Origin of the sequence: Stenotrophomonas nematodicola, from assembly GCF_009467805.1 — a bacterium.
GTDB classification, from domain to species: Bacteria; Pseudomonadota; Gammaproteobacteria; order Xanthomonadales; family Xanthomonadaceae; genus Stenotrophomonas; species Stenotrophomonas nematodicola.
Window position 1 is genome coordinate 48064 of the sequence record NZ_WIAY01000011.1, and the last position, 16980, is coordinate 65043.

General features: G+C 64.2%; 18 protein-coding genes. 4 read left to right on the forward strand and 14 right to left on the reverse strand.

Annotated features, from left to right (window positions below; all coding sequences use genetic code 11):
- Positions 1–42 precede the first annotated feature (42 nt).
- Together GDJ08_RS19725 and GDJ08_RS19730 are read right to left on the reverse strand one after the other, a co-directional pair.
- The gene (locus GDJ08_RS19725; RefSeq protein ID WP_136006697.1) at positions 43–492 is read right to left on the reverse strand and encodes a 3-dehydroquinate dehydratase; all 450 of its coding nucleotides are present in this window, start codon (positions 490–492) and stop codon (positions 43–45) included.
- A 3-nt stretch (positions 493–495) separates the two neighbouring features.
- Positions 496–912, reverse strand: a complete 417-nt coding sequence (locus GDJ08_RS19730; RefSeq protein WP_153165553.1) for a hypothetical protein — start codon at positions 910–912, stop codon at positions 496–498.
- A 177-nt stretch (positions 913–1089) separates the two neighbouring features.
- Here GDJ08_RS19730 and lepB point away from each other — a divergent pair, with 177 nt between their 5' ends.
- The gene (gene lepB / locus GDJ08_RS19735) at positions 1090–1722 is read left to right on the forward strand and encodes a signal peptidase I (protein WP_153165554.1); all 633 of its coding nucleotides are present in this window, start codon (positions 1090–1092) and stop codon (positions 1720–1722) included.
- A gap of 174 nt (positions 1723–1896) precedes the next feature.
- Positions 1897–3138, forward strand: coding sequence for an MFS transporter (locus tag GDJ08_RS19740; protein WP_153165555.1), 1242 nt, complete (start codon positions 1897–1899; stop codon positions 3136–3138).
- Here GDJ08_RS19740 and GDJ08_RS19745 read toward each other — a convergent pair.
- Both GDJ08_RS19745 and GDJ08_RS19750 read right to left on the reverse strand, forming a co-directional pair.
- Positions 3128–4030 (reverse strand): LysR substrate-binding domain-containing protein, encoded by a 903-nt coding sequence (locus GDJ08_RS19745; RefSeq protein ID WP_017357433.1) that lies wholly within the window; start codon positions 4028–4030, stop codon positions 3128–3130. The genes GDJ08_RS19740 and GDJ08_RS19745 overlap by 11 nt on opposite strands.
- A 10-nt stretch (positions 4031–4040) precedes the next feature.
- Positions 4041–5009 carry a LysR family transcriptional regulator gene (locus GDJ08_RS19750; protein ID WP_153165556.1) on the reverse strand — a complete coding sequence of 323 codons (969 nt, stop codon included), beginning with the start codon at positions 5007–5009 and terminating at the stop codon, positions 4041–4043.
- Between the two features lie 108 nt (positions 5010–5117).
- Here GDJ08_RS19750 and aceB point away from each other — a divergent pair, with 108 nt between their 5' ends.
- Entirely contained in the window at positions 5118–6749 is a 1632-nt protein-coding gene (aceB, locus tag GDJ08_RS19755; RefSeq protein WP_017357431.1) for a malate synthase A, read from the forward strand.
- A gap of 160 nt (positions 6750–6909) precedes the next feature.
- Positions 6910–8202, forward strand: a complete 1293-nt coding sequence (gene aceA / locus GDJ08_RS19760; RefSeq protein WP_153165557.1) for an isocitrate lyase — start codon at positions 6910–6912, stop codon at positions 8200–8202.
- 239 nt (positions 8203–8441) lie between these two features.
- Here aceA and GDJ08_RS19765 read toward each other — a convergent pair whose 3' ends face one another.
- From GDJ08_RS19765 to GDJ08_RS20280, 10 genes are all read right to left on the reverse strand, one after another.
- The gene (locus GDJ08_RS19765; protein ID WP_153165558.1) at positions 8442–8900 is read right to left on the reverse strand and encodes a hypothetical protein; all 459 of its coding nucleotides are present in this window, start codon (positions 8898–8900) and stop codon (positions 8442–8444) included.
- 104 nt (positions 8901–9004) lie between these two features.
- On the reverse strand, positions 9005–9241 hold the full coding sequence (locus tag GDJ08_RS19770; RefSeq protein WP_153165559.1) for a hypothetical protein: 237 nt from the start codon (positions 9239–9241) through the stop codon (positions 9005–9007).
- A gap of 8 nt (positions 9242–9249) precedes the next feature.
- Entirely contained in the window at positions 9250–10383 is a 1134-nt protein-coding gene (locus tag GDJ08_RS19775) for a hypothetical protein (protein WP_153165560.1), read from the reverse strand.
- A complete protein-coding gene (locus GDJ08_RS19780; protein WP_153165561.1) occupies positions 10380–11492 on the reverse strand; it encodes a hypothetical protein in 1113 nt (370 codons plus the stop codon). Before GDJ08_RS19780 ends, GDJ08_RS19775 begins: the two co-directional genes overlap by 4 nt.
- Before the next feature lie 267 nt (positions 11493–11759).
- Positions 11760–12883, reverse strand: a protein-coding gene (locus tag GDJ08_RS19785; RefSeq protein WP_153165562.1) for an IS3 family transposase whose coding sequence is annotated in 2 segments (ribosomal slippage) — positions 11760–12607 and positions 12607–12883 — 1125 coding nt in all. Because the reading frame shifts where the segments join, the coding sequence is not laid out codon by codon here.
- Positions 12884–12969: 86 nt separating this feature from the next.
- Entirely contained in the window at positions 12970–13827 is an 858-nt protein-coding gene (locus tag GDJ08_RS19790; RefSeq protein WP_153165563.1) for a hypothetical protein, read from the reverse strand.
- A 45-nt stretch (positions 13828–13872) separates the two neighbouring features.
- On the reverse strand, positions 13873–14706 hold the full coding sequence (locus tag GDJ08_RS19795) for a hypothetical protein (RefSeq protein ID WP_153165564.1): 834 nt from the start codon (positions 14704–14706) through the stop codon (positions 13873–13875).
- The gene (locus GDJ08_RS19800; protein ID WP_153165565.1) at positions 14703–16037 is read right to left on the reverse strand and encodes a hypothetical protein; all 1335 of its coding nucleotides are present in this window, start codon (positions 16035–16037) and stop codon (positions 14703–14705) included. The genes GDJ08_RS19795 and GDJ08_RS19800 overlap by 4 nt, the downstream gene beginning before the upstream one ends.
- Before the next feature lie 22 nt (positions 16038–16059).
- On the reverse strand, positions 16060–16413 hold the full coding sequence (locus GDJ08_RS19805) for a hypothetical protein (RefSeq protein ID WP_153165566.1): 354 nt from the start codon (positions 16411–16413) through the stop codon (positions 16060–16062).
- A gap of 43 nt (positions 16414–16456) precedes the next feature.
- A partial coding sequence (locus tag GDJ08_RS20280; protein ID WP_229296589.1) for a DUF2345 domain-containing protein occupies positions 16457–16980 on the reverse strand: 524 nt, incomplete at its 5' end.

Below are 16980 nucleotides of genomic sequence, written 5' to 3' on the forward strand. Positions count from 1 at the left end.
GGAAACCCTGCCGTTCGTACATCCGGCATCACCATCGCGCAATCACGTTCCCACGTGCACGCCTTCGCGCAGCTCGCTGCAGCCCAGGTGATCCAGCGCGATCTCCAGTGCGTGCACGTAGCTCTGCGCGCAGTAGCCGTGCGCCACGCCGATACGCTGGCCGGCATCGGCCGGCAGGCAGGCTTCCGGCGTGCGGGCGTCATCGTCATGGACTTCCACGTACGGGTTGCGCAGGTGCGGCAGCAGCCGCTGCAGGCGCACGCTGCCCACGCACGCACCCGGGTCGAGCAGTGTGACCTCGCCCCGGCTGTGGTCGGCCACGCGCAGGGCGTCCAGCAGTTCCTGTTCCGACCCGCAGGCGCGGATCGCCACGGTGGTACCGGCGTCGATCGCGCGGTGCACCAGCGATTTGAGCACCGGCGCCGGCAGCGGCACCGCCGTGCGGATCAGCGCGCCACTGGCTTCCGGGCCACGGATGATGAAAATCGACATGGCTCAGGCACTCCCCACGGCGGGCTGCAGGCGTCGTGCGGCGATCGCCAGTGACAGCCGGCAGGCTTCCTCGCGGCTGCGGCCACACACCACCCGTGCAGCCGGCGCATGCTGCGGATGCAGGCGGTCATCAAGCGCGTCATCGTCGTTGCTGGCCATCTCGATGTACGGCGCCGGCAGCGCGTCCAGCGCCGCGCGCACCGCTGCGCCGTACCGGGCCCACTGCGGAGCCGCCACGGCGGTGGTTGCGATCAGCACCCAGGCCGGGCGGCTGCGTCGTGCGGCATGCAGGCAGCGCACCAGCGCCGGCAGCGAGTCGCAGTCATGGCAGGCCAGGCGGTGCCCGGCGACCCGGGCAGGCAGCGGCGCGGCATCCGGCGCCGCGCTCGGCGGCGTGTGCCGGATCAGCAGGATGGTCATGGAACACCTCGTTGGAGCGCCCTGCGGCGCGGTGGGGTCACGATGCGGCCGCAGGCCGTAAAACCGCCATGCCACGGCCGCAGCGGCGGCGTAAATACCGCGTAGCTTTCCGTCGGGCGCCCGGGAACTTGCCGGCCGCCACCACGGTCACACCGCCACCCCTCACCGAGCGCTGACATGGATACCCACGCTGCCCGCCCCGCCGCAGGACACAACCGCGTACTGCATTGGCTGAAGAAGGAAGCGCTGCCGCTGCTGGTGATGCTGGGCCTGCTCGCCGCTGCGCGCGACACCCTGGCCAACCACTATCAGGTGCCCAGCGGTTCGATGCAGCACACGCTGATGCCCGGCGATCGCGTGGTGGTGGACATGCGCGCCTATGGCCTGCGCCTGCCGTTCACCGACGTGCAGCTGATGGCCACCGGTACGCCGCAGCGCGGCGATGTGGCCGTGTTCGATTCGCCGCGTGACGGTGTCCGCCTGATCAAACGCATCGCCGCCGTCGGTGGCGACCGGGTCGAACTGCGCGATGGCCACCTGAGCATCAACGACCGCCCGTTGGCCGACGCCAGCCAGGGCGAGATCGAAGACTTCGGGACCCACCTGGCCCAGCTCGATCTCGGCCAGGGCGGCGGCCCCGACATCGCCGGCCTGACCGTGCCGGCCGGCAAGGTGCTGATGCTGGGTGACCACCGCGGCAACAGCCTGGATGGCCGCTTCTTCGGCCTGGTCGAGGCCTCGGCGCTGTACGGCAAGGCCTCGCACGTGTACTGGCGGCGCGGCGACGGGTTCACCTGGCAGGCGCTGTAAGCGGCGCATTGCACCGGCGCGGGTCACCCCTCGCCGGTGGTGACTCGACCAGTATCTGTATTGATATCCGAAACGTCTCAATCCAGACATTCCAGGTTATGGATCGTCCTGTAACGGCTGCCTATCCTGACCGCTGACTCTTACGCACCGGCCCGCCCCCTGGGCCCTGACGCAATGAACGGCGACACCGCAGCCCTGACGCCCACCTCCCACATCGTGCAGGGCACGCCGGCGTTCCGGCGCACGGCTGCCGCCCTGTTCCTGGCGGGCTTCTCCACCTTCGGTCTGCTCTACACCGTGCAGCCGCTGCTGCCCGAGTTCAGCCGCCACTTCGGCGTGTCGGCGGCCAGCAGCGCGCTGGCGCTGTCGCTCAGCACCGGCCTGCTGGCGGTGTCGATGCTGATTGCCGGGTTGATCTCCGACCGCATCGGCCGGCGCAGTGTGATGGTTGCCGCGCTGCTGGCGTCCAGCGTGCTCTCCCTGGCCACCGCGATGGTGGACGACTGGTCCACCCTCCTGGTGCTGCGCACGCTGCTCGGCATCGCGCTGAGCGGCGTACCGGCGGTGGGCATGACCTACCTCGCCGAAGAAATGGACAGCCGCGCGCTCGGCCTGGCGATGGGCCTGTACATCGGCGGCAACGCCATCGGCGGCATGAGCGGGCGCCTCATCGCCGGCATCGTCGCCGACCACTGGGGCTGGCGCTGGGGCATCGGCGTGGTCTCGTTGATCGCGGTGGCGAGCACGCTGCTGCTGTGGGTCCAACTGCCGCCGTCGCGCCATTTCCAGAGCCGCCGCAGCGGCCTGCGTGAACTGCCGGCGCGCTGGCGCAGCCTGTTTGCCGACCCCGGCCTGCCGTTGCTGTTCGCCACCGCCTTCGTGCTGATGGGGGTGTTCGTCACCCTCTACAACTACCTCGGCTACCACCTGATGGCGCCCCCGTATGGCCTCAGCCAGACCGTGGTCGGCCTGATCTTCAGCGTCTACCTGGTGGGCACCTTCAGCTCGGCATGGATGGGGCAGCAGGCCAACCGCTACGGGCGCAGCCGCGTCCTGGGCATCTGCTATGGCCTGATCGCGCTGGGCATCGCGCTGCTGGCGCTGTCGTGGCTGGGCTGCATGGCCGCCGGCATCGCGATGGTGACCTTCGGCTTCTTCGGCGGGCACTCGGTGGCCAGCAGCTGGGTCGGCAGCCGCGCCGGTGCGATGCGCGCCGACGCATCGGCGCTGTACCTGTTCGCCTACTACCTCGGCTCCAGCGTGGCCGGCGTACTCGGCGGGGTGTTCTACACGCACTGGGACTGGCTCGGCGTGTGCGGCTTCGTCGGCGTGCTGACCGTGGCCGGCGCTGCCGTCGCCTGGCGCCTGGGACGCCGTACGCAACCGGCCACCGGCGTGCTCGCGCTCAGCCGCTGACGTCCTGCAGCAGCCGGGTGAAGTGCGCGATCAACGGTGATGCCGTACCGCGCCGGCAGGCCACGTGGACTTCCGAACTCGCCGCGCGATCGCTGAGCGCGACGAAGCGCGCACCGTCCACCTGAATGTGGCTGCACGAGGCCGGCAACACCGTAACGCCCAGTCCCGACGCTGCCAGGCTGATCAGCGTCGAGGCCTCGCCGGCCTCCTGCACGATGCGCGGCGTGAACCCTGCGCTGCGGCACAGCGCGATGACATGATCATGGATGCCGGCACCGACCTCGCGCAGGAAGCCCACGAACGGCTCATGCGCGAACAGCCGCAACGCCACTGCCGCATCGGCGGGCAGACCGCGCACCAGCGGGTGCTGGTCGTGCACCACCAGCGCCAGTGGATCGCTGAACAACCGGCGCGACATCAACGGTGCCGGCAGCGCACGTTTGCGGATCAGCCCGACATCCAGCTCGCCGGCCATCAGCGCATCGATCTGCTGGAGGGTATTCATCTCGCGCAGCTTCAACTGCACCTGCGGAAACTGCTGGCGGTAAGCGAAGATCGCCCGTGGAATCTGCGTGGACAGCGGCGTGGCGCGGGTCAGCCCGATGCGCAGTTCGCCGGTTTCGCCGCGCTGCGCGCGCTGGGTGAGGTCGACTGCCTTGTCCATCCGCGCCAGCACCGCGCCGGCCTGCTCCTGCAGCACGCGCCCGGCATCGGTGAGTTCCACGCGGCGGTTGGTGCGCAGGAACAGGCGCGCGCCCAGCAGCGTTTCCAACTGACGGATCTGCTGGCTGAGCGGTGGTTGCGACATCCCCAGCCGCTCGGCGGCGCGGCCGAAGTGAAGGGTATCGGCCACCGCCAGAAAATAGCGCAGGTGGCGCAGTTCGATCGACATGGCAGGCGCGTCAGCGTTCGGAGTGACCGCTTTCATCATAGCTGCGCGGACTGAACAGGTCCGGCTGGATCAGCTCGATGAAGGCGCGCGCCTGCGACGACAGGAACCGCCCGCGGCGCACGATCACCCCGTAGCTGCGCTCGGGGAACCAGGCGCTCATTGAGCGAGTGGCCAGGCGGTCGCGGTCGGCATCGTTGAGGCACAGCGCCGGTACGATCGAGATGCCCATGCCCATCGCCACGTACTGCTTGATCACCTCCCAGCCGCCCACTTCCAGCGCCACCGTATAGGGAACGCGCTGCCGCTGGAACACCTGGTCCACCAGGCGGTAGGTGATCTGGCGCTTCGGCGGCAGCACCAGCGGGTAGGCCGAGATCGCGGCCAGGGTCAGCTCGGGCAGGGTGGCCAGCGGATGCGCGGGTGGGGTGATCAGCACCTGCTCGAAGCGGTAGGCCGGGGCGTAGCTCAGGTCGGCCGGCACGTCGGTCATCGAGCCCACCGCCAGGTCGGCCGCATCGCTACGCAGCAGGTCGGTGCCGTCGGCGCTGATCGCGTTGTGCAGGGTCAGCCGCACATCCGGATGGCGCTGGCGGAAGCGCTCCACGATGCGCGGCAGCAGGTACAGGATGGTCGAACTGTTGGCGGCGATGTTGAGCTCGCCGGCGTCCAGCCCCTTCACCTTGTCGCGGAAGCTGGCCTCCAGCCCATCCAGGTTCTCCACCAGCGGCTGGGCCATTTCATACAGCAGCTGGCCTTCACGGCTGGGCACCAGCCGGCGCCCGCTGCGCTCGAACAGACCCACCCCCAGTTCCCGTTCCAGCGCCTGCAACTGCTGGCTGATGGCCGGCTGGCTCACAAACAGCGCCTCGGCTGCCCGTGAGACCGAGCCGAGACGGACCGTCTGACAGAACGCCCGAAGCGGTTTCAGCCGGTCGGATTTGTAGGAAAACCGGGGACTTGGGGGGCGCGGTGTGGGCATGGCGTAACGAGTATAAGCACAACTTATGTAAAGCATTGCAATAACTGCTTTGTCAAATATCGATACGTCGGCGCACGGTGTAGCCCTACCGCACCGCAGGAGTCGTCCATGTCCGCCGTCGCTTACGCCACCGCCCAGCCCACCCCTGCCGACGCCCCGGCCACGCCGGGCATCGCCCTCACCACCCAGCTCGCCGGCCAGTCCGCGCTGCTGCCGGCGGGGGTACTGGCGCTGCTGGTGTCGCTGCACCGTGCGGTCGAGCCCGAGCGCCAGCGCAGGCTGCAGGCACGCCAGGCGCGCCAGGCCTTCTTCGACGGCGGTGGGTTGCCCGACTTCCGGACGGATACCGCCGCCATCCGCGCCGACGACTGGACCGTGGCGCCCATTCCGGATGCCCTGCAGGACCGTCGCGTCGAGATCACCGGCCCGACCGACCCGAAGATGGTCATCAACGCGCTGAACTCCGGCGCCAAGGTGTTCATGGCCGACTTCGAGGATTCCACCGCCCCGGCCTGGCGCAACCTGCTGGCGGGCCAGCAGGCGCTGATCGGCGCCGTGCGGGGCGACCTCACCCATACCGCGCCCAACGGCAAGCAGTACGCGCTGCGCCCGTTGAACGAGCAGGCCGTGCTGATCGTGCGCCCGCGCGGCTGGCACCTGGACGAAAAGCACGTGCGCATCGACGGCCAGCCGCTGGCCGGTGGCCTGTTCGATGCGGCCGTGTTCGCGTACCACAACGCCCGCACCCTGATGTGCCGCCAGCGCGGCCCGTACTTCTACCTGCCCAAGCTGCAGAGCATGGAAGAGGCCGCGCTTTGGGAAACCGCGCTGTCGCACATTGAGGGCATGCTCGGCCTGCCGCACGGCCAGATCAAGGTGACCGTGCTGATTGAGACGCTGCCGGCAGTGTTCGAGATGGACGAGATCCTGCATGCGCTGCGCGACCGCATCGTCGGCCTGAACTGCGGGCGTTGGGACTACATCTTTTCCTACATCAAGACCTTCCGCCGCCATCGCGACAAGGTGCTGCCCGAGCGCGGCCAGGTGACCATGACCCAGCCGTTCCTGAAGGCGTACTCGGAACTGCTGATCCAGACCTGCCATCGCCGTGGCGCACACGCGATGGGCGGCATGGCCGCGCAGATTCCGATCAATCACGATCCGGCCGCCAACGAGCAGGCGATGGCAAGGGTGCGCGCGGACAAGCTGCGCGAAGTGAGCGCTGGCCACGACGGCACCTGGGTCGCGCATCCGGCGCTGATTCCGGTGGCCCAGGCGATCTTCGATGCGCACATGCCCGGGCCAAACCAGCACCAGGTGCTGCGCCGCGATGTGCAGGTGGATCGCGACGCTTTGATCGCCACACCGACCGGCACCATCACCCGCGCCGGCTTCGAGGGCAACGTGGACGTGTGTGTGCGCTACCTGGCGGCCTGGCTGGATGGCAACGGCTGCGTGCCGATCCACCACCTTATGGAGGACGCGGCCACTGCCGAGATCAGCCGCAGCCAGTTGTGGCAGTGGCTGCATACCGGCGGACAGCACCTGGACGACGGTACCGCCATCGACCTGGCGCTGCTCGACGCCGCACTGGCCCAGCTGCCCGCGCGCCTTGGCGACCGCAGCGCGCTGCCCGGCGCATCGCGCATCGAAGAAGCCATCGCCCTGCTGGCCGACCTCAGCCGCCGCGACGAACTCACCGACTTCCTGACCCTGCCCGCCTACGACCGCATCGATTGACCCATCCCCGTAGAGCGGGGCTCTGCCCCGCTGCCCCATACCCATAGAGCGGGGCTCTGCCCCGCTGCCCCATCCCCGTAGAGCGGGGCTCTGCCCCGCCGCCCCATACCCGTAGAGCGGGGCTCTGCCCCGCTGCCCCAATGCCCCCTGGAGAACCGACATGAGCAAGCTGCCCACCGCCGAACAGATCCAGCACGAATGGAACACCGACCCGCGCTGGGCCGGCATCCAGCGCAACTACAGCGCCGCCGACGTGGTCCGCCTGCGCGGCACCGTGCACGTGGAGCACTCGCTGGCCCGGCTGGGCGCTGAGAAGCTGTGGAAGTACCTGCATGAAAAGGACTTCGTCAACGCGCTCGGCGCGCTGACCGGCAACCAAGCCATGCAGCAGGTCAAGGCCGGGCTCAACGCGATCTACCTGTCCGGCTGGCAGGTGGCCGCCGACGCCAACCTGGCCGGCCAGATGTACCCGGACCAGTCGCTGTACCCGGCCGATTCGGTGCCGGCAGTGGTCAAGCGCATCAACAACACCCTGCTGCGCGCCGACCAGCTGCACCATGCCGAAGGCAAGGACGAGATCGACTTCCTGCAGCCGATCGTGGCCGACGCCGAGGCCGGCTTCGGCGGTGTGCTCAACGCCTTCGAACTGATGAAGGCGATGATCGAAGCCGGCGCCGCCGGCGTGCATTTCGAGGACCAGCTGGCCTCGGTGAAGAAGTGCGGCCACATGGGCGGCAAGGTGCTGGTGCCGACCCGCGAGGCGATCGAGAAATTGAACGCCGCGCGCCTGGCGGCTGACGTGCTCGGCGTGCCCACCCTGCTGGTGGCGCGCACCGACGCCGAGGCGGCCGACCTGCTGACCAGCGACATCGACGCCAACGACCAGCCGTTCGCCACGGGCGAGCGCACCGTGGAAGGCTTCTACAAGACCCGCAACGGCCTGGACCAGGCGATCAGCCGCGGCCTCGCCTACGCCCCGTACGCCGACCTGATCTGGTGCGAAACCGGCAAACCGGACCTGGAATTCGCGCGCCGCTTCGCCGAGGCGATCCACGCAAAGTTCCCCGGCAAGCTGCTGGCCTACAACTGCTCGCCCAGCTTCAACTGGAAGAAGAATCTGGACGACGCCACCATCGCGAGCTTCCAGAAGGAGATCGCGACCTACGGCTACAAGTTCCAGTTCATCACCCTGGCCGGCTTCCACGCCCTGAACTACTCCATGTTCAACCTGGCGCACGGCTACGCCCGCCGCCAGATGAGCGCCTTCGTGGAACTGCAGGAAGCCGAGTTCGCCGCCGCCGACCGCGGCTTCACGGCGGTCAAGCACCAGCGCGAGGTTGGTACCGGCTACTTCGATGCCGTCACCCAGGCGATCCAGCAGGGCCAGTCCTCGACGACCGCCCTGAGCGGTTCGACCGAGGAAGAGCAGTTCAACGCCGAACGCGCGGCCTGAGGATCACCAACAGCGGCCAGGGAAGGCCGGAGCGGCGGTCGGTCGGAGGGACCGCCCGCCGCTGTCTGTGTGGGAGAGCTGTCCGGTGATTGGGACCATCGTCGGATGCCTGATGAACCCTTTCAGGCCGAGGTTGGATTGCCGCACACGCTGCCTTGGTGCAGCCATGCCCGCCATGCATCGGGACCACGCCATGACCACCGCAAACAACAGCCCGATCGAGGAGCCGCTCGATTCGCTCAGGGGAAGTGTGTGCATGCGGAAGCGGGATCCAGCTTCGGGGCTTCCTCATAGCGATAGGTTTCCGGATTAAAGCTGAGTTTGACTTCCTGCGGCGGGTCTTCTTCGTGCCCGGGCGCTGCACATCCACGCGTGGCCGTCAGGTCGGGCCACGGTTCTGTGATGATGTCTGGTGCAATGACATCCTTGAATTTCCCTTCAAGTACCTTGATGGCTGTGCCATCTCCGCACTGCACGAATCCAAGGTAGTGCACTACGTCGATGTCCCCGTAGTTCGATCCGAAGTGTTTCACGAGTTGGTCTGGTTGACCGTCGGCGTTGAGGTCAGGCGTGCCAGCGCTGTAGGTCTGACCAACTGTCAGGCTGTAGATGCAGTCGCTGTCCACTCCGGGCGGGCAAGCGCTGACCTTGTCATGCCCATGCGGAGATCTAGCGATCACAACCAGGTCGTCAGTCACTGTATTTGCGCAATGCTCTTGCAACGTCTGTGTGTCTGATGCGGCGGAGCACGTGCTGGCTGACAGAAGAAATGGGGCAACTAGTAAAAATGCTCGCGCCATGATCAAACTCCCGAGGTATCGATCTGAAAGCTATTTCGAGTATCCCGCAATGCACCAAGCTGATCGTTGACAATGCAATCTCGACCCAAGCGGCTGTCATGCGCCGACCATGAGAACCCGATCAACTGATTGATCTGCTCCAGCAGATCCTTGAGGCAAGGGAGGGAGGCGAAGTGATAGAGCAGCGTGGCCTGACGCTTGTGCCACGGATTGAGCTCCAGATTCGCGCCCGAGATCATGGTCGTGCTCAGAGCTTTGGATCAGATTGATCGGGTGACCAGATCCAAAGCACATTGCCGTAGTCACTGCCCGTCAACTCAGGGAAGCGTTCATCCCTCTTGAAGTAGCGGCGTAATCCCATTTGGGCCGGGGTATACCACCAGCCATTCTGTGGCACCTGTTGGCCCGCTTCGACTCTGTGTGGGCGAGTGGCGGTCGCGACGCTCGACGTGCCTGCGTAGGTGCCGTCGATCTCCTCATACTCATCGTCGATCAGCTCAACAAAGAACCAACGGCAAGGTCGATCCTCAAAGCTCTCCCGGGATGCAGCTGCGGGTGCCAGGTGGGGGCGCGACCTTTCACGCTGTTGGATGTTTCGAAGGAGGAGGCCCTCAGGGCCACTGATCAGTCGATGAATTCCGTCGACATCTTCCCAAAGTCCTTCCCTGCCAACACGCTCCAATGCGAGCTTGCCGAATTGGTTAAGCGTGTAGGTATTGCCAAGTTCACCATATCCACCCGTCCATCCGAACTGCAAGGAGCCATAAGGATCATCTGCTGGGACATACGCGCCCGTGCGCGGGGGCGTGTCGCCGCTGAAGCAACAAAGGTCTGAGCGAACACAGAATCTTGGAATGTGCGAAAGCCCTTTCCCGTGCTCTTGCCATAGTGACCAGAATACGAAATCGTCCCACAAGCTCGGCCTACTCATTATTTCGCTGATCTTGCTCGCATAGTGAAAGACAGCCTGGGCACGATGTTTGAACTCTTCCTCCTGATCCTGAGTCGCCCAAGGCATCTGGTACGCATACTCGTCCAGCATGCGTGAGCACTGACGCTCGCCCGCGATGTCAAAAACCTGATGCGCGCGCGCGGCGATGTCCTTGATAACTCCCTCCCTGAATTCCATCAGAGCAGGGTAAGCGTACGTTGAGAAGTGTCCAGCAGTGTCGATCGGCTGCCAGTTCGCGAGAGTTCTTCCTGCCGGATCTAGATTGGAGCGTGCTTCCAAAAGTGAATCAGCGAAAGAGACGAGCTGATCAATTCTGTTTAGAAGGCCTTCCACATACGCCAGTGACGAGTAGTGGTAGAGCAGCGTGGCTTGACGCTTTTGCCAGGGATTGAGCTCCAAATATCTTGATGAACTTACAGTCTCATTCATAGCTTCGGATCGGACTGATCGGGTGACCAGATCCAAAGCACATTGCCGTAGTCGCTGCCCTTCAACTCGGGGAAGCGGTCACCCTTCTTGAAGTAGCGGCGGGATCCCATTTGGGCCGGGGTGTACCACCAGCCGTTCTGTGGCACCTGTTGGCCCGCTTCGACTCTGTGTGGGCGAGTGGAGGTCGGGACGCTCGATGTGCCTGCGTAAGTGCCATCGATCTGCTCGTGTTCGTCGTCCAGCATTTCGACGAAGTACCATCCACACGGGCGCGCTTCAAAGGAGTGACGAGCGACAGCCGAGGGCCCGAGCGACACGCTGGACCGTTCCATCTCGCTCACAAGATTCTTGTGCTTGCGTTCGTTGATGATCTGATGGAGCAGCGCAGCGTTGGACCACAGGCCTTCTCTACCCACTCGATCCAATACGTGTCTCCCAAAGGAGTTGAGCGTACGGGCGTCTCCCAACTCTCCGTGTCCGCCAGTCCAGGCGAACTGAAGGGCTCCAAATGGATCATCTGCCGGCATGTACACGCCGGTCCTGGGCGGCATATGGCCCGATCGGGCCTGGATATCTGTGTGGACTCTGAAGCTGGGAATGGAGGGGAATGCCACCTTCTCCTGTTCCCACGTTATCCAGAAGGTGAAATCGGTGTATGAAAATGGTCGGCGGATGATGTCGCTGATGTTCCCCGCATGCCTGAAGGCCGCCTCAGATCGGGCTCTGAATTCGCTCTCCTGCTCGGTGGTTGCCCAAGTCATCTGATACGCGTACTCATCGAGCATTCGGGCGCACTGATTATCACCAACGGCAAAGTAGCGTTGGAAGGCGCGTGCTGCCAACGCGTGAATGGCACTCTCACGAAACTCAACAAGTGCAGGGTAGGCAAACGTGGAGAAGTGAGTTGCTGTACTGACGGAACTCCAGCCTGCAAGCGCGGCTCCCGCGACATCGAGAGGACTTCGTTGATCAACGATTTCGTCAGCGAAGCTGATGAGCGCATCGATCTTGGGGAGGAGTCCCTTCAGGTAACCTGCTGAGGCGAAGTGGCACAAGAGTGCCGCCTGACGCTTGTGCCAAGGGTTGAGCTCAGGCTGGCTCTTGGACATTTCGTTCAACTCCTGGTTATCTGGCCGGGAAGATAGGGTAGGCCAAGTCTGACGTCATTCGACTGCGAGTCAAAATCCTTGGTTCCCCAGTTCGTGTCGAACGGACCCACGATCTTCGGATGATTGATCTCTGTGCGCAGGCTTTGGTATCTGGCCTGTTCATGTGCCGGAAGGTCCTTCCACGCGTCATAAGTCATAGGGCTGGGGGTGAGAGCCCCAGTCCTCGGATGCGCTTCGACGTTCCCCCGGCTTGAGTAGTGAGCGGGTTTAGAGTCCGGTGCTGATGTTATCTTTCTTCGTCGCCAACTGCGCGGCGTACTGGGCAGGTGTTAGCCCGCCAAGCGCTCGCTTGGGTCTTTCTTCGTTGTAGTCGCGTCGCCAGCTTTCGATGCTGGTACGGGCGTGAAGCAATGTCGGGAACCAGTGCTCGTTGAGGCATCCGTCGCGTAGCCGCCCGTTAAAGGACTCGACGTAAGCATTTTGGTTCGGTTTGCCTGGTTCGATCAGACGCAGGGCAACTCCTTTCTCGTAAGCCCAGGCCACCATCGCCTTACCGCAAAATTCCTTGCCATTGTCTGTCCTGATCACTCGCGGCAAGCCTCGCTGCATGGCCAGTCTGTCGAGCACCCTCGACACACCTTGCCCGGATATTGCCCGCTCCACTTCGATGGCCACAGCTTCGTGGGTGGCGTCGTCGACGATGGTCAGGCACTTGACCACCCGGCCTTCCGCAGTACGGTCGAACACGAAGTCCATCGACCACACCTCATTGGCGGCGGACGGACGCAGGAGGGGCTGGCGCTCGCCCACCGGTACCTTCTTACGCTTTCTGCAACGCACCTGTAGGCCCGCTTCCTGGTACAAGCGCTCCACTCGCTTGTGGTTCACGACCAGCCCCTTCTGTCGCAGTTTCAAATGGATCATGCCCACTCCGTAGCGTCTGTGCCGGTGCGCCAGCGCAGCGATCTGCTCGCGCAGCTCAGCGGTGCGATCGGCCCGAGGCTCATAGCGCAGCGCGCTAGCGCTCATCCGCACCACCGTCAGCGCTCGCCGCTCGCTCATCCCCTTCTCGACCATGCTCCGCACCAGCAGCCTGCGCGCCGGTGCGGTCACCACTTTTTTCGCAACGCATCCTTGATGACGTCGTTCTCGAAGACCTGTTCTGCCAGTAGCTTCTTCAGGCGTGTGTTCTCCGCCTCCAGGTCTTTGAGCCGTTTGGCGTCGGTCACGCTCATGCCGCCGAACTTGCTGCGCCACAGGTAGTACGAGGCCTCGCTAAAACCATGCTGGCGGCAGAGGTCCTTGATGGGCATGCCGGCCTCAGCCTCGCGTAGGAAGCCAATGATCTGCTCTTCGGAAAAGCGCTTTTTCACGTCCAATCTCCTTGTCATTGAGAATTGGACTCCAAACCGCTTCGCTACTCAATCTCGGGGGGACGTCGGTGCTGCGGCAGCGAACAAGAAAGATGGAAGCAGGCTCATGGCTGATCGGTGTGCTGGACGTTGGGCGGACAGAAGGCCACACACACACCGAGATGATTGAGTAGCGGTCGAACCGGCTCGTCATGCCGCTGGAAGCTCCACTGCAGCTCAAGACCACCAGCGCTGAAGCCGGGATAGGCGTAGTAGCGATAGTTGCCATCAGGATCATCCTTCAAGTACGACTTTCTCAAGTAGGCCTCGCCGCAGTGACCATTGATGTACGTGCCTGCCGGGTGACGGGGAACGTCTGGTCCAGGCCAACTGCTGACCCGGCTTTCGTCCAGTGCCGGGCACAGCATCTTTCCATCGACTACCAAGCCGTAGAAGCCCACATCCCGCATCCGATCGGTTGGGCTCGTCCACTTGAGCTTCTCCTTGTCGTCCGGTGGCGGCATGAGGTAGAACACATTCGCACGCGGCCAGAGGCGGATGCCGGAGATACGCACCTCCATCAACTGTTCTCCAATAGCCGACGTATCGTTGGAGTCGATTACTACGCCGCGGCGATCAAAAACATAGAAGTACTGCGCGGACATCGATGCAAGATTGCGGGAAGAAATGATCGCCCGGAACGGCCAATCCTCGGGCGGGTGATAGCTTCCCGTTCCCTGGGGCGGCAGTCGTGTCGAACCGAAGTTCACCCTCCAGTGTGTCTGCTCGTCAGGTGGGGTGACATCTCGGTACGCATCCTCTCCCTCTTCCGGATGGCATTCATAGATGCGGCCCTCCACCGTACGGATGGTGGCGGGGGGCTTGGGGCAGTTGATCGGGCCCATTTGCTCTCCCGGCAGAGTCTCGAATAGACCCGGTGAAATCGACGCGGCGGCTAGGGCAAAGGGATAGAGAAAGCTCATGGCTGATCGGTGTACTGGACGTTGGGGTGGGAGAAAGGTTCCCGCCTATTTCGGCGGACAGAAGGCCACACACACACCGAGACGATTAAGTAGCGGTCGCACCGGCTCGTCATGCCGCTGGAAGCTCCACCGCAGCGCAGCGCCGCCGGCGCGGAAGCCGGGATAGGCGTAGTAGCGGAAGTTGTCGTCCGGATCGTTCGGGAGGGTAGACTCGATCCGGTAGGCCTCGCCGCAGTGACCATTGATGTACGTGCCTGCTGGGTGGTTGGGGATGTCTGGTCCAGGCCAACTGCTGACCAGGCTTTCATCCAGCACGGGACACAGCATCTTTCCATCGACCACCAATCCGTAGAAGCCCACATCCCGCATCCGATCGGTTGGGCTCGTCCACTTGAGCTTTTCCTTGTCGTCTGGTGGCGGCATGAGGTAGAACACATTCGCACGCGGCCAGAGGCGGATGCCGGAGATGCGCACTTCCATCAACTGCTCTCCAATAGCCGACGCATCGTTGGAGTCGATTACTACGCCGCGGCGATCAAAAACATAGAAGTACTCCGCCGCCATTGCTGCGGGATTGCTTGATGAGACGATTGCCCGGAACGGCCAATCCTCGGGCGGGTGATAGCTGCCTGTTCCCTGCGGTGGCAGTCGTGTCGAGCCGAAGTTCATCCTCCAGTGCGTCTGCTCGTCAGGTGGGGTGACATCCCGGTAAGCATCTTCTCCCTCTTGTGGATGACATTCATAGATGCGGCCCTCCACCGTACGGATCGTTGCAGGCGGCTTGGGGCAGTTGATCGGGCCGGTCGGTTCCGGGAGCATCTCGAAGGGGCCGTGTGAAAGTGCTGCGGCAGCGAGGACGAAAGGAAAAAGCAGGCTCATGGCTGATCGGTGCCCATGCTGATATGTATGTGGTGGATGTGCGTGTCATTGGTGGCGAACGCCTCGGCGCCAGGATTTTCTGGATTGGCGACGCCCAGTTGTGGGTACATTAAGCGCCACGGCCCACCCAGCCACCCCAGCGTTCGCTGCGCCTTCGCATTGGCTATGTACACATGGACCCGACGCGAAAATTCCCGCATGCGCGTGCGCTCAGCGGCTTCTGGCTGACCAGTCGCGGTCGGATTGGAATTTGGCGACGATATGCGATGAAAGTGGATCGTGACCGTGTGCTGCTGGTTGTTCGCGCCGTTCACCGTGGTGCGCACATGTGTCAGATCGATGGCCGAGGCATAGCGATGCCGCGTGGAGCCGATGTGCGGCCGCCAGGCGCCGGTGCTGCGGGCGTAGGTGATGTCCAGATCGTCCATCATCTGCAGCAGGAACTCCATTGTGGCCGGATGGGTGCGCCGCAGCGTTTCGTCGGCGGTCATCCGGTTGCCGGGCTGGCCATTGTCCTCGCGGAAGGAGAGGCGGCCTCGCCCACCGGTGGTGGACTGGTTGTTGAACTGCACCTCCCTGCCATCCGAGTTCAGGATGCGGTCGTGGAGGCTTGCTCCGGCCCCTGTGCCAGCGGTCAACTGTTCACCGTAGATGATGCGCAGCGCGGCTCTGAGGGTGCTGTTCTGGATGCGCGGGTGGTGTGTGCCGTATGCCCGGGAGGCGTCGGCCCAGAGCTGATACGAAATCACATAGTTGCCAAGGTCAAGCGCGTTTCGAAGTTCATCGGACGTATGCGCTTGGGTGAAGTTGCTTCGGTCCCCGTCGGCCGGGATCTGATCGTTTCCACCGCCCCGGGTGCGCTGCAGGCCGTTCGGGTGTGTTCGACGCACGGAAAGGGTGCAGTTGGCATTCTCGATGACCTCGAGCTCGACCAGCGGTTGAACGTCACGATCACTATCGGTCCCCGTGGCGAGCGCGTGGCGGGGAATCGTGAATGCGTCTCCCGCAACGAACCGCTCGGTAGGCTCCTTGATGAGTACGCGATATCGGCCAGGGCCGGCCACCCTCACGTGGGCGTTGCCTGCCGTATCTGTGCGTCCGGTATCCATGTAGGGGCGTGTTGCGACCCGCCAGGCATCGGGTGCCTGCGGAGTGTTTCTGACAACGAGATAGGGCAGATTGCTGGCTGAGGTGGCGGCGCCGTTGCTCATCATCTGCAGCCGTATCCTGGCGTAGTAATCCGTAGCGATCTGGCAGATGTTCATGGCCACGCCGTCGCGGTCGTTCTCGACGCGGACGGGTACCTGCGGGGCGGGGGCTTGCTGGGTCATGCGTGCGGCTCCATCGTGCAGGTCATACCGAATCCATCTGGAAGGGCATCGCGACGGCGCCCGCGATCACGCTGACCTGCTTGTGCGCGGCGGCGTCATGCTGGAAGGTGCCGATGGTCTTCCAGGAGCCATCGTCGCGCTGGACGTCGATCTGGATTCTGGTAGCGCCAGCCACTGTCCAGACGGTGGACGTCCCGTCCTTGGCGTCGCCGATCCGGACGGTCAGCCCTGTTCCGCCGATTCCGGTGGAGGCGGTGCGGGCGTTTCCCTGGCCATCGGTCAGTCGGTACGTGAGGCCCTCGACAGGGGTGCCGAGGGAAGTCCTGAATGCAATTTCCGTGGTGCCTTTGTGCGTGCCGTCGCTATGTGCCGTCATTGGGTTCCATCCTGGGTCGGGTGTCCATGCGGGTGCGCGCTGTTCAGCACCCGCAGCTCTCCTCGGTATCGAGGGTCGATTCCTCGATCGCCCAGCCGCGTTTGCCGATGTACGCGGTGACTGGTACCGGTTTTTCAGTGGCCACGGTAATGCTGCGCCCCGTGTCATCCGTGACGCCCTGGGCGAGGACGTCGCCATCCCGGGTGACGATCATGTAGTAGATGTCCGGCCGGGGCGCGTCTTTGCCGTCCACCACCCTCAGCTTGCCGCGATACTTCATCCGCGGGAGCAGCAGTGCCGGCAGCGGCGCGATCCTGGCGGCGCGGCGTTCCCCGCCCATGAACGGCTGCTGCCCGGCCTTGACGGTAAACGTGCCTGGGCAGCTGAAAGTGATGTTGCCGCCTTCCAGCGTGATCGCGCTCTTGCCAGCCTGCAGCACTACTTTCTGCTGGGCCAGGATGTCGATGCGGTCGTCGGTGGCGGTCACGGTGATGGCCTGGTCGGCCAGCAGCTCCAGCTCGCCGGTGTTGGACTGCAGGCTCACCGGGCCGTTGGCGGCAATCACCT

What these genes read in the sequence shown, in the direction of transcription:
- GDJ08_RS19725 (WP_136006697.1), bottom strand. Translation starts at nt 492, where the DNA reads ATGTCGATTTTCATCATCCGTGGCCCGGAAGCCAGTGGCGCGCTGATC.
- GDJ08_RS19730 (WP_153165553.1), bottom strand. Translation starts at nt 912, where the DNA reads ATGACCATCCTGCTGATCCGGCACACGCCGCCGAGCGCGGCGCCGGAT.
- lepB (WP_153165554.1), top strand. Translation starts at nt 1,090, where the DNA reads ATGGATACCCACGCTGCCCGCCCCGCCGCAGGACACAACCGCGTACTG.
- GDJ08_RS19740 (WP_153165555.1), top strand. Translation starts at nt 1,897, where the DNA reads ATGAACGGCGACACCGCAGCCCTGACGCCCACCTCCCACATCGTGCAG.
- GDJ08_RS19745 (WP_017357433.1), bottom strand. Translation starts at nt 4,030, where the DNA reads ATGTCGATCGAACTGCGCCACCTGCGCTATTTTCTGGCGGTGGCCGAT.
- GDJ08_RS19750 (WP_153165556.1), bottom strand. Translation starts at nt 5,009, where the DNA reads ATGCCCACACCGCGCCCCCCAAGTCCCCGGTTTTCCTACAAATCCGAC.
- aceB (WP_017357431.1), top strand. Translation starts at nt 5,118, where the DNA reads ATGTCCGCCGTCGCTTACGCCACCGCCCAGCCCACCCCTGCCGACGCC.
- aceA (WP_153165557.1), top strand. Translation starts at nt 6,910, where the DNA reads ATGAGCAAGCTGCCCACCGCCGAACAGATCCAGCACGAATGGAACACC.
- GDJ08_RS19770 (WP_153165559.1), bottom strand. Translation starts at nt 9,241, where the DNA reads ATGATCTCGGGCGCGAATCTGGAGCTCAATCCGTGGCACAAGCGTCAG.
- GDJ08_RS19775 (WP_153165560.1), bottom strand. Translation starts at nt 10,383, where the DNA reads ATGAATGAGACTGTAAGTTCATCAAGATATTTGGAGCTCAATCCCTGG.
- GDJ08_RS19780 (WP_153165561.1), bottom strand. Translation starts at nt 11,492, where the DNA reads ATGTCCAAGAGCCAGCCTGAGCTCAACCCTTGGCACAAGCGTCAGGCG.
- GDJ08_RS19790 (WP_153165563.1), bottom strand. Translation starts at nt 13,827, where the DNA reads ATGAGCTTTCTCTATCCCTTTGCCCTAGCCGCCGCGTCGATTTCACCG.
- GDJ08_RS19795 (WP_153165564.1), bottom strand. Translation starts at nt 14,706, where the DNA reads ATGAGCCTGCTTTTTCCTTTCGTCCTCGCTGCCGCAGCACTTTCACAC.
- GDJ08_RS19800 (WP_153165565.1), bottom strand. Translation starts at nt 16,037, where the DNA reads ATGACCCAGCAAGCCCCCGCCCCGCAGGTACCCGTCCGCGTCGAGAAC.
- GDJ08_RS19805 (WP_153165566.1), bottom strand. Translation starts at nt 16,413, where the DNA reads ATGACGGCACATAGCGACGGCACGCACAAAGGCACCACGGAAATTGCA.